Origin of the sequence: Eggerthia catenaformis OT 569 = DSM 20559, from assembly GCF_000340375.1 — a bacterium.
Lineage (GTDB): Bacteria > Bacillota_I > Bacilli_A > Erysipelotrichales > Coprobacillaceae > Eggerthia > Eggerthia catenaformis.
This window is the reverse complement of the sequence record NZ_KB446647.1, coordinates 373372-385699: the sequence shown is the minus strand read 5'-3', so window position 1 is coordinate 385699 and position 12328 is coordinate 373372. Positions and strand designations below refer to the sequence as shown.

The 12328-nt window shown below is 32.0% G+C and carries 12 protein-coding genes; 10 read left to right on the top strand and 2 right to left on the bottom strand.

The genetic code is table 11. The features are described from left to right. Window positions 1-38: 38 nt before the first annotated feature. Both rpsU and HMPREF9943_RS04390 read left to right on the top strand, forming a co-directional pair. Complete coding sequence (gene rpsU / locus HMPREF9943_RS04395) at window positions 39-224, top strand: 30S ribosomal protein S21 (RefSeq protein ID WP_004802400.1); 186 nt, start codon at window positions 39-41, stop codon at window positions 222-224. A 45-nt stretch (window positions 225-269) separates the two neighbouring features. Beyond that, window positions 270-1217 (top strand): PhoH family protein, encoded by a 948-nt coding sequence (locus tag HMPREF9943_RS04390; protein WP_004802397.1) that lies wholly within the window; start codon window positions 270-272, stop codon window positions 1215-1217. Between the two features lie 13 nt (window positions 1218-1230). On the opposite strand, the gene HMPREF9943_RS04385 is transcribed toward HMPREF9943_RS04390, so the two are convergent. Next, window positions 1231-2235, bottom strand: coding sequence for an A/G-specific adenine glycosylase (locus tag HMPREF9943_RS04385; protein ID WP_004802394.1), 1005 nt, complete (start codon window positions 2233-2235; stop codon window positions 1231-1233). 114 nt (window positions 2236-2349) lie between these two features. Here HMPREF9943_RS04385 and HMPREF9943_RS04380 point away from each other — a divergent pair, with 114 nt between their 5' ends. The 8 genes from HMPREF9943_RS04380 to HMPREF9943_RS04345 all read left to right on the top strand — a co-directional run bounded on the left by HMPREF9943_RS04380 (window position 2350) and on the right by HMPREF9943_RS04345 (window position 11595). Beyond that, window positions 2350-2676, top strand: coding sequence for a cyclic-di-AMP receptor (locus HMPREF9943_RS04380; protein ID WP_004802393.1), 327 nt, complete (start codon window positions 2350-2352; stop codon window positions 2674-2676). Between the two features lie 35 nt (window positions 2677-2711). Next, window positions 2712-4277, top strand: a complete 1566-nt coding sequence (locus HMPREF9943_RS04375) for a glutamate ligase domain-containing protein (protein ID WP_004802391.1) — start codon at window positions 2712-2714, stop codon at window positions 4275-4277. 64 nt (window positions 4278-4341) lie between these two features. Next, window positions 4342-5901, top strand: a complete 1560-nt coding sequence (locus HMPREF9943_RS04370; protein ID WP_004802387.1) for a DEAD/DEAH box helicase — start codon at window positions 4342-4344, stop codon at window positions 5899-5901. A gap of 122 nt (window positions 5902-6023) precedes the next feature. Next, the gene (gene ppdK / locus HMPREF9943_RS04365; protein WP_004802385.1) at window positions 6024-8678 is read left to right on the top strand and encodes a pyruvate, phosphate dikinase; all 2655 of its coding nucleotides are present in this window, start codon (window positions 6024-6026) and stop codon (window positions 8676-8678) included. A gap of 86 nt (window positions 8679-8764) precedes the next feature. Next, a complete protein-coding gene (locus HMPREF9943_RS04360; RefSeq protein ID WP_026624409.1) occupies window positions 8765-9760 on the top strand; it encodes a DNA-processing protein DprA in 996 nt (331 codons plus the stop codon). Next, window positions 9741-10349: a rhomboid family intramembrane serine protease gene (locus HMPREF9943_RS04355; RefSeq protein ID WP_004802381.1), complete on the top strand. Its 609-nt coding sequence runs from the start codon at window positions 9741-9743 to the stop codon at window positions 10347-10349. Before HMPREF9943_RS04360 ends, HMPREF9943_RS04355 begins: the two co-directional genes overlap by 20 nt. Before the next feature lie 44 nt (window positions 10350-10393). Then, complete coding sequence (locus tag HMPREF9943_RS04350; protein WP_004802379.1) at window positions 10394-10813, top strand: hypothetical protein; 420 nt, start codon at window positions 10394-10396, stop codon at window positions 10811-10813. 29 nt (window positions 10814-10842) lie between these two features. Continuing rightward, entirely contained in the window at window positions 10843-11595 is a 753-nt protein-coding gene (locus HMPREF9943_RS04345) for a hypothetical protein (protein WP_004802378.1), read from the top strand. Between the two features lie 104 nt (window positions 11596-11699). Here the strand turns inward: HMPREF9943_RS04345 and def are convergent, their stop codons facing one another. Continuing rightward, window positions 11700-12269 (bottom strand): peptide deformylase, encoded by a 570-nt coding sequence (def, locus tag HMPREF9943_RS04340; protein WP_004802376.1) that lies wholly within the window; start codon window positions 12267-12269, stop codon window positions 11700-11702. Between the last annotated feature and the right edge of the window lie 59 nt (window positions 12270-12328).

The following is a 12328-nucleotide window of genomic DNA, read 5'->3' as shown; positions in this document are numbered from 1 at the left end:
ATCAGGTAGAAAATTAAAAGCAAAGGGGGGAATGTCCGATGGCTAAGACTGTAGTGAGAGAAAATGAATCTTTAGATGATGCTTTACGTCGTTTTAAAAGACAAGTTTCTAGAACAGGAACCCTTGCTGAAGCTCGTAAGAGAGAGTTTTATGTAAAACCTGGCTTAAAGAGAAAAATGAAATCTGAAGCTGCAAGAAAAAATCAGCGTAAAAGAAGAAAATAAAGAAAGGAGTCTATGGACTCTTTTTTTCATACAGAGGTGAGATAATTGGAGAAAGTTATAAAACTAGATAATTACACAATGGAAGAAATACAGCTTTTTTGTGGTGTCAATGAAGAGAATATTACCTTACTTGGTGATGAATTCCAGACAGATATTAATGTTCGAGGAGATCAGATTATTCTGAAACAGGGTAATAAAGAACTTGAACAAGTTATTGAGCATTTATTGAATCTATCAAAAAAACATATTTTAATTACGGATAAAGAAATCTTATATGCTATTTCTTTGGGTAGATCCGGATCTCTGGCTGCTATGGATCAGCTTTATAATATACATATTGCTCGTACTTATTCAGGAAAGCTGATTACTCCCAAGACTATTGGACAGAAAGTCTATTATCAGTCGTTAAAAAAGAATGATATTGTTTTTGCGATTGGACCTGCCGGGACAGGAAAGACATATCTTGCAGTAATATTTGCGGTCCAGGCTTTAAAAAATAATGAGGTCAAAAAGATAATTCTTACTAGACCTGCTGTTGAAGCAGGAGAGTCTTTAGGATTTCTTCCGGGGGATTTAAAAGAGAAAGCTGATCCGTATCTAAGACCTTTATATGATGCTTTGTATGATATGCTGGGAGCTGAGAAAACAGAAAGAATGATCGAAAAAGAGATTATTGAAATTGCTCCACTAGCTTATATGAGAGGACGCACATTAGAAGATGCTTATATTATTTTAGATGAAGCGCAGAATACAACAAATAATCAGATGAAGATGTTTTTAACAAGACTCGGCTTTAATTCAAAAATGATTATTACTGGTGATATTACACAGATAGATTTACCTCATCAGTCTGAATCGGGATTAAAGAAAGCTTCTTGTTTATTGACTGATGTAAAAGGTATACAGTTTGTCTATTTAAATGCAGCAGATGTTATTAGACATCCGGTAGTAGCAAGAATTATTGAAAAATACAATAATGAAAAACAGGATTGATTGTAATCCTGTTTTATGTTTTATTTATATAATCTAATATTTTTTTATGAGCAGTAGGGATAGTGAGAGTATCATATGAAGAAAAAAGTGCAGGAATATCTTTGTTTAGGGTAAAATGATAAACATGCATATACCATGTACGATGAGTAAAGATATGTTTAAAATCTTTGATAAATGCATTAACAGTTAAATCAGCATGGTATTCATTGTAAAAATATTCTATAAATGTATAAGGACTTTCTGCTTCATATTGAAGGAGACCGTACATATTTTCTAATAATCCTGATTTATTTTTAATCAGCATAATCTTATTTTGATAAGTAATATATCCAGTAATATAACTTGTTTCTGTCTTTTTGATTTTCTTGATATTAATAGGAAGAACTTTTTCTTCATGATAATGATAAGCTTTACAAACCTTATTTAAGGGACACTCTTTACATAAAGGATTTAAAGGTTTACATATTGCATTTGCTAAATCCATGAGACCCTGATTAAAGGAACTGGAATCATAGCCAACAATTAATTGATTAGCCAAATTTCTGATTGTATTAACGGTCTTATTTAAAGCAATGTTATCAGATATTCTATAGACTCTTGATAGTACTCTTAAAGCATTGCCGTCAATAGCTCCATAGCTTTGATTAAAAGCAAAACTGCAGATAGCACCGGCAGTATAAGGTCCAATTCCTTTTAATGATAAAATAGTATTATAATCATCAGGAAAGGTATCATGATACTTTATATGAATAATCTGTGCTGTTTCATAGATATGTTTAGCTCGGCGATAGTATCCCAGACCTTCCCAACACTTATAGACATCATCTAATGAAGCTTTTGCCAGTGTTTTAATATCCGGAAAGACTTCAATAAAATGAAGATAATAAGGAATAACTGCCTGAACAGTTGTCTGTTGAAGCATAATTTCTGAAATCCATATTTTATAGGGATCTCTAATATCTCTAAAAGGCAGCTTTCTTTTATTGTGTATATACCAACGTATTAATTCTGATTGCATAGAGTTCTCCTTGATTTCACATTATACTATATTTAAAAAGAAATATCACGGTTAAGACTTCCTAGCTTTTTTTATGCTTGTATGCTAGAATGTTTTTCTAGGAGGTAGACGAATATGAAATTGATTATGGCTATTGTAAATAATGATGATAGTTCTCTCGTTCAGACTTCTTTAACAGAAGGCGGTTTCTTTGTTACTAAATTAGCAACAAGTGGCGGTTTTCTAAAAAAAGGAAATACAACTTTTTTTATTGGAACTAATGATGACAGAGTGGATGCTGCTATTGAAATAATAAAGAATCATGCAAAAAAGAGGGTAGAAAAAGAACCTACTGTACCACCTACTGAAATGGGTGAATTTTTTACTCCTATCATGGTTGATATTTTAGTAGGCGGAGCTACAATTTTTGTATTGGATATTGATAGATTTGAAAAAATCTAAAGGATGGGGAACCATCCTTTTTTTAGGAGATTTATATGCATATAGAATTACTTAATAATAGTACTGAGCCTAAAGTTCTTCATTTAGGTGATATGCTTCATATAACAATAAGATTACATCAGCCGGGAACTGTAACTTTATGTGCCATTGAAAATAACAATCTGGTAGGATTTATTCAGCTTTATAAAATGGAAAAAGTAACATATCTTTATGCTGCTCCGGGGGCTATTCAAGAAGAAATATTTAGAGAACTGTTAACAGCTGCTGAAACAATAGGGTTTTCTAGGATAGTTCTTCATGTTTCTTTTTCTTCCATTCCGTTTTTTAAAAAATTGGGCTATCTTGTATCTTCAGAAAATACTATGGTAAAAATCCTTCCTTTATCGGCCTCTTTTAAGAATTATGAAAAAGCAAGAGAATTTATTGAAAAGCTGCCCCATCGTGTTTACTCGCTAGATCATTTTAAAGAATGTATGATTTCCTTTTTTGACTTTCAAAAAGCATTAACATGCATTCATGTTGGCGGGACTAATGGAAAAGGATCAACAATTAATTATATTAAGGAAGTATTGAAGACATCGGGATATACAGTAGGTATGTTTACTTCACCGGCTCTTATTAATCGTCTGGAAATTATAAAAAGTGATGATCATTCTATTGATGAAAAAATATTTATCAAAATCATAAATAGGTATATGAATGTATTTTTATATTACCATCTTTCTATGTTTGAAATAGAAGTATTTGTATCTGTTGTTTATTTTCTTTATAGGGCAACTGATATTGTTTTATATGAAGTAGGATTAGGCGGATTGCTGGATGCTACCAATATTATTATGCCTATTTTGGCTGTTAATACAAATATAGGATTAGATCATACCGATTATCTTGGCTCATCATATAAAGAGATAGCATTCAATAAAGCCGGTATTGTTAAAGAGGGAATTGATTATATGACCGGAGAAGTTCGAGAAGACTGTTTAGAAGTTTTTAGAGATACCTGCCAAAAATATCATTCTCATTTGATATGTATTAACAAAGCATACAATATAAAAGGATATACTCCTATTGTTTATGACTATCATCATTATCATATTGAATTAAATACAAATGCTTTCTATCAGATTAATAACAGTCTTTTAGCTATTAACGTCTTAGAATATATCAGAGATAGATTTCCTTTTGATAATGATGATTTAGAGAGAGGATTTAAACAAGCTGAATGGGCAGGACGTTTTGAATGCATTTATGATAATCCTGTGATTATAATTGATGGAGCACATAATAAAGAAGGAATGAATGCTTTTTATGAAACTGCAAAAAATTATGTTGGATTTGGAATTATTTATTCGGCATTAAGAGATAAAGATACACATGAAATGATAAAGACATTATTAAAATTAACTGATGATGTTACAGTCTGTACCTTTGATCATCCCCGAGCTGCTTCTTATGATCAGCTGGCTGAGGATTTTCCTGTTAAAAAAGAAGACTGGAAAACTGCTGTTGATAATGCCATAAAATATAAAAAGAATATGTTTATTACAGGCTCATTATATTTTATTTCGTTAGTTAGAGCGTATATATTACATAATTATTAAATTTTACTTGTGGATAGCTAGAAAACATGATAAACTCATTTGACTAAAAGAAACGAGGAAAGAAATGAATTTTAAAGAATTAAACTTATCAGATGATATTCAAAAAGGAATAGAAAAAATGGGGTTTGTTTCCCCATCACCTATTCAGGAGAAATCTATTCCGGTTTTATTAACCGGGAAGGATGTAATTGGTCAGGCACAGACTGGAACCGGAAAAACATTGGCTTTTGGCAGTGTGCTTCTTTCTAAGATTCAACCCGGAGAAAGAGTTCAGGCAATTATCCTTTCACCTACCAGAGAGTTAGCTTTGCAGATTTATGAGGAACTGACAAGGATTGGTCATTTCACAGGATTAAGATATACCTGTGTTTATGGAGGAAGTAATATTGAAAAACAGATTCGTACAATCAAAAGCGGTGTTGATATTGTGATTGGAACACCGGGAAGAGTTATGGATCTGATGAGAAGAAAAGTTTTGAAACTTGATGGTATTCATTACTTTGTGCTAGATGAAGCTGATGAAATGCTTAATATGGGATTTATTGAAGATATTGAAACAATTTTATCTTCAGTACCGTTAGAACGTCAAACTATTTTGTTTTCAGCCACTATGCCGGAGGGTATAAAAAAGATTGCCTCTTCATATATGAAAGAAGATTATGAACATATTCAGATCAAATCTGTTCAGAAAACTGCAACAACTGTTAAACAGTATTTCTATGTTGTTAAAAACAATGTTAAGTTTGAAGCAGTATGCCGAGTATTGGATTCTATTGAAAAAGAGTCTATTATTATTTTTTGTCGTACGAAGAGAAGTGTTGATGAGTTGACTAATCAGCTGGCTACTCATAAATTTCATGTAGCCAGTATTCATGGAGATATTGATCAGGATGCAAGAATGCGTACATTAAGACGTTTTAAGGAAAAACAGATTCCGATACTGATTGCTACTGATGTGGCTGCTAGAGGAATTGATGTTGATCATGTCTCCCATGTTATTAATTATGAACTTCCACAGGAAGATGAACTTTATATTCACCGTATTGGACGTACCGGAAGAGCAGGGCAAACCGGTATTGCTTATAGCTTTGTATCACCAAGAGAAATCAATTATTTAAGATCAATTGAGCGTAAAACAAAATCACATTTTGAAGAGCTTAAGATTCCATCTGTTGATGATATTTTTAATCAAAAAATCAAAGAATTATTAGAGGATGTACAACATATTTTAGATGCTGGAAAATATCAGGAGTTCATGGATGTTGTCAAAGACGTTCCTAACCGTTTAAAGGACGATGTTTTAGCCGCTTTACTTAAAATGAATTATTCTTCAAGACTTGCATTTGAGTATAAAGATGATGATTTTAATAAGTCTTCAAAAAAATATGATCGTATTTTCTTAAATGCTGGAAGCAATGAAAAACTCAATAAAACAAAAGTTAAGGATTTTCTTATTGAATTTGGTAAGATTAGAAAAGATGATATCGGAGAAATTGTTATTAAGAGAAAATTTACTTTTGTAGATATTAATAGTAAGGTTTCAAAGAAAACTGTTAAGAACTGTTTTAATAAAAAAATAAAAGGAACAAGAATAAAATTAGAGTTTGCAAAAGAAGTAAGATAATCTTACTTCTTTTGATTTGTATAACATTTTTAAGTTTATCAACTGAAATTAGGTGAAATTGCTTGCTTGAAAGATACATGATGGTGTATACTATCTTCAGTTATTAATAAGGAGGATTGAATATGAAAAAGTATGTTTACCTTTTCAAAGAAGGTGCTGCTTTAGATATGCCACTTAGCAAGAAAAAAGAACTTCTTGGTGGTAAAGGTGCAAACTTGGCAGAAATGACTGGTATTGGATTACCTGTTCCACAAGGTTTCACTGTTTCTACTGAAGCTTGTACTAAGTATTATGAAGATGGAGCTCAAATGACTGATGAAATGAAAGCAGAAGTTTTAGCTAATCTTAGAGAACTTGAAAAAATTACAGGAAGAGAATTTGGCAATCCTGAGAATCCATTATTGGTTTCTGTACGTTCCGGTGCAAGAGAATCTATGCCGGGTATGATGGATACTGTATTAAACTTAGGTCTTAATGATGAGGTTGCTGCTCAATTCGCAAAAGATACTGGCAATGAACGTTTTGTATATGATTCATATCGTCGTTTTATTCAGATGTTTGCTGATGTTGTAAGAAACTTCCCAAGAGAGAAATTTGAACATCAGTTTGATGCTATTAAAGAACAGAAAGGCTTAGAGAACGATTTAGACTTAACTGCTGAAGATTTAAAAGAAGTTGTTGAAGTTTATAAGAAAGAATTTGCTGAACTTGATCCAGCTGGTTTCCCTCAGAAACCTGAAGAACAGCTGATGGCTGCTATTGGTGCAGTATTTGGTTCTTGGAACAATGATCGTGCCATCACTTATCGTCGTTTAAATGATATTCCAGGTTCTTGGGGTACAGCTGTTAATGTACAACAGATGGTTTACGGTAACCGTTCAGAAACTTCCGGTACTGGTGTTGCCTTTACTAGAAACCCGGCTACTGGTGAAAATGTATTATATGGTGAATATTTAATGAATGCTCAGGGTGAAGACGTTGTATCCGGTGTAAGAACACCTAGTCCAATTGCTGCCTTACATGAGCAGATGCCTGATTGTTATAATCAATTTGTTAAGATCTGTGAAACATTAGAATCTCATTATAAAGATATGCAGGATATGGAATTTACTATTGAAGATGGTAGATTATATATGCTACAGACTCGTAATGGTAAGAGAACTGCTCAAGCTGCATTAAGAATTGCTGTTGAGATGGTTGATGAAGGTATGATCTCTAAAGACCAGGCTTTATTAATGGTTGATCCAAAGGCTTTAGATCAGTTATTACATCCAAACTTTGACAATGATTCATATAAAGCGGCAAAAGCTGTTGCTACCGGATTAGCTGCTTCTCCGGGTGCTGCTACAGGTCATTTATATTTTACTGCTGAAGATGTTATGGCAGCTAAAGAAAATGGCGTACAGGATATGATCTTAGTACGTAATGAAACTTCTCCGGAAGATATTGAAGGTATGAACTTAGCTCATGGTATCTTAACTGTACGTGGCGGTATGACTTCACATGCTGCTGTTGTTGCTCGTGGTATGGGTACTTGTTGTGTATCTGGATGCGGTTCTTTAAAAGTTTCTGAAGCTGATAAGACTGTTGTATTACCAGATGGCAGAGTATTACATGAAGGTGACTGGTTATCATTAAATGGTTCTACTGGTGAAGTTTTTGCTGAACAGATTAAGACTGTTGCTCCTGAAATTGGCGGTAATTTTGCTAAATTTATGGAATGGGCTGATGAAGCAAGAAAATTAAAGGTTAGAACGAATGCTGATAATCCAAGAGATGCAAAACAGGCTAAAGAATTTGGTGCTGAAGGTATTGGTCTTTGCCGTACTGAACATATGTTCTTTGACGAAGAAAGAATCTTTAACTTCCGCCGTATGATTACTGCTGAAACACTTGAAGCTAGGGAAGAGGCATTATCTAATATTCTTCCATATCAGAGAGAAGACTTTGAGAATTTATATAGAACAATGGGTAAATACGGAGTTAATATTCGTTTCTTAGATCCTCCTTTACATGAATTCTTACCTCATACTGATGAAGAAATTGCTCCATTAGCTGAAAGTTTAGGAATGACTTTTGAAGCATTAAAAGAACGTGTTGAATCACTAAAGGAATTCAATCCAATGATGGGTCATCGTGGCTGCCGATTAGCTGTTACATATCCGGAAATTGCTGCTATGCAGACAAGAGCTGTAATTGAAGCTGCTATTAATGTTTCTAAAGAAACCGGCACATTAATTGAACCTGAAATTATGATTCCTTTAGTTGGTGAAGTAAAAGAATTAAGCTTTGTTAAGAAGACAGTTGTTGCTACTGCTGATGCTATTATTGCTGAAAGCGGATTAGATATGAAGTATCATGTAGGTACTATGATTGAGATTCCAAGAGCTGCCTTAACTGCTGATAAGATTGCTCAAGAAGCTGAATTCTTCTCATTTGGTACAAATGACTTAACTCAGATGACATTTGGATTCTCTAGAGATGATGCAGGTAAATTCTTAGGTGATTATTATGCAAATAATATCTATGAACATGATCCATTTGCAACTATTGATGTTGATGGTGTTGGTCAGTTAGTTAAGATGTCAGTTGAAAAGGGTAAATCTACTCGTCCAGATATCAAACTTGGTATCTGTGGTGAACATGGTGGAGATCCTAAGACAGTTGAGTTCTGTCATAATGTAGGATTAACTTATGTATCATGTTCTCCATTTAGAGTACCTTTAGCTCGTTTAGCTGCTGCTCAGGCTGCTGTTAAAGAAAAATTAGGTAAATAATTTAAAGACCCTTAGGGGTCTTTTTTTTCATTGAGAACTGTTTTATCATTATTTTATATGATATAATATAAGAAATGGTGATGAAAATGAAAATAAAACTTAATTTGGACAGCTTGGCTGTGATATTATATACAAGTGATATTATACCTACAAATATTGAACCTCTTACTAATGAAGAATGGTTTCATGTTGAGAAACATTTAAGAGGAGGAGAAAATCACGATCCTAGCAGATTGATTGGAATGAACATTGATACGCTTCATCAGATTTTAGGTATAGATTTAGATATTGCTAAAAAGCTTATTGCCCGTACGGGTCTTCTGCCTGATCTTATTCATTCTTTACATAACTTGGATTCAGAGCATATTTCTATAACAACAAAATATGAAAATGATTATCCACAGTCACTTCTTAAGTTAAAAGGAAGAATGCCGCTTATTCTATATTATTGCGGGGATCTTAACTTACTTCAGCATAATGTTGTTTCTATAGTAGGACCGCAAACTAAGGATAAGATTCTATCTAAGCCCATTCGTAAAGTTGTTGATAAGATACTTCAGGAAAAGATTCCTATATTGGTACAGGGAATTAAGGGTACTGATGAGTATGTTACACAGATTGTGTTAAAAAATAATGGTAAATTAGTGATGATGACAGCAGATCATATGCTTGATAAAATGATTGAATATAAAAAGCAAATTAGAAATGCGCAGATGCTTCTTATTTCTGCTGTAGATCCATATGCTTATTTTAACCTGACTAATTCATTAGATCGTAATATTTATGTATGTGGTCTATCTAATACTCAGTTTGTAATAGCTGCTCATATTAATAGCGGTCCAGTCTGGTTTACTTCTGTTCAGAATCTCCATTATCAATGGACAAAGCCTTTAGTTTTAACAACGGATACTGACTACAATGGAAATTTAAGACTTATTGAAATGGGTGCTATCCCGGTATCCCGTGCAGATTTATTAAGTGATTTAAGTATTGATGAAATAGTTATGAATAATGAAGAAAAGAAAGTAGAATCAATCACATTGATTGATCAGATGTCAATTTATGAATTTCTTGATGATTAAATATGAATATAAGAAATCTCCAGTTATCTATACACTCATGAGCATATGTATTTTTGTTTATATCATTTCTTTTCTGCTTTATGGATTAGAAATGAATGCTTATCAGGGTCTTGAACTAGGAGGATATAATCCTATATATGTCCATGATTATCACCAATATTATCGTTTAATTACAGCAAACTTTATTCATTTTGGAATTCTTCATTTAGCTGTGAATATGTCTGCTATATATAATCTTGGCATATTTGTAGAACGGATTTTTCAGAAGAAAATGATCATTGTTGCTTTTGTGTCACTTCTTTCAACAAATTTTCTTCCATATCTTCTTTATCTTTATAATGGTTTTGGAAAATTAACTGTAAGCGGAGGTATTAGCGGACTTATCTTTGGATTAATTGGAGCATTAGCTGCTCTTGCGTTACTTAAAAAGAATATTTTTTCAGATATTTTTAAAAGTCTTTTACCTAATCTGATTGCAATGATTTTGATTTCTATAATTGTACCGAATATTTCTCTTTCAGGACATATTTGTGGTTTTATAGGTGGTTTTTTTAGCAGTTATTTGCTTATTAAGATAAATAATTTATAGTAAGTTCATACTATTTTATTAAACTGTAATAGGTGGTGATTTCTTTGAATATAGCAGTTGTATGTAGCAGTAAGAACAAATTAACTTTACAGCTTGCTGATGAATTAGCAAGATATGGGAAAACGCATGTCATAGAGATAAATGAATATGATTTTAATCAGAAAACCGATTTACTTATTTTAGGCTTTTCATCATTACCTCAAGAAAAGAAGATAATTAAATCATTCATTTCTAAGCTATCCAGAGCTCATGTTTCTAATTTTGCTTTATTTTCTACTTATCATATGAATGATCGAAGAATGCAGGATATTATTTCATATGCTATTAAGAAAGATCTTCCACTAATGCGAGAACAATGCTGCTGTAAACTGCCGCTTTTTTCTAAAAAACTTCCGGATGATATCAAACAGCTTTCTCGCTGTTATATTGATGATATGATTACTATTTGTGAGCATTATTACTAATAGAATACTTTGTGAAAGGGATAGGATATATGAGTTATTTTAAAGATTTAAAAAACATATTTTATTATACTTTAGGTTTTGGTGGATTTATTGCTTGGTGTATAGTACTTTTATTCCAATTGGAATTCTTTTATATTCTAGTTTTTTATAGTATGCTTATTTCAAGCGTATATCTTCTTCTTACTATAATTGAATTCACTAGAATAAAGAAGATAAGAAAATTAAAAGAAAACTGTTGTATGAGAGAATATTTAAAAGAAATTGAATCTTTTGATATGGGAGGAACTACAGTTAAACAAAGAATTGCTCACACAGTTGACAGAGCAATCGCTTATTTGGATTTAGGAAACTATAATGAGTTTTTAATACTTATGAATCAGGTATTTGAATATGGCAGAAAAAAGAATGATCAAAGGATTCTTGTAAATTACTTTTATAATTTAGCTTTGTATTATCTGTTAGTTAATCAATTGAGTAAGAGTAAGGAATATTTGGAATATACGAAATCTTATGTTTCTTCACTTACAAAATCACAGCAGAAATTTTATTCTCAGAATATTGAATATTTAAATCATATTATTGCCTTTAAAGAAGGCGATGATCGCTATATTGAATTCTATCTTTATGGGGTACTGAGAAACAGACTGAATAATTATGGTAGAGTTATTGATCATTTTTATTTATATGAATTTTATAAATTTAGAAATGATCCTAGAGCTGAGCAGCATAAGCAGTTTATATTAGCTTATAGCAATGATTTAAACTATAAAAATATGTTATAGTTTCTCTTTTATATTTTCATTTCAGTAAATACTTATATAATTAAATCATTATTTTAAAAACTAAATAATAAATCTGTAAATAAAAAATAGAAGTCCTAGGACTTCTATTCAATTACTATAGCGTTGCTGATTGGAGCATGAGGATTATCTTTATTAAAGTGATCATAATAGAGGATACCATCTAGATGATCCATTTCATGCTGAAGACAGATGGATAAAAAACCTCTCGCTACAATTTTTACTTGTTTATCAGTTAAAAGATCATAGGCTTCAACGGTTACTTTTGCATGTCTTGGAACGATTCCCTGCTGATCTATCGGAACTGATAAGCATCCTTCACCATTTTTTAGATAAGAGGGCTTAGCAGTATAGGAAATTAATTTTGGATTAACCAATATATATTGATCACAGTGAGTTATTTCACCGTTTTCATCTATTTCCGGTATATATATTGCAAGCATTCTTTTTAAAACACCAACCTGAACAGCAGCCAGTCCGACACCGGGTCTTAAATCATATTTTTCGCTGATTTCTTCATCCTGTGAATTCTTTAAATATTCAAACATTTCTATTCCCAGTTTTCTTGTTTGTTCGTCAACAGGTATAGAAATATCTTTAGATTTTTTTCTGATTAATGGATTTTTATCATCAATTATATCTTTCATTGTTAACATGTTACCACCTCAGTGACATTATAACAAAACAATCCCTATAAATCTATCTATGTGACTTT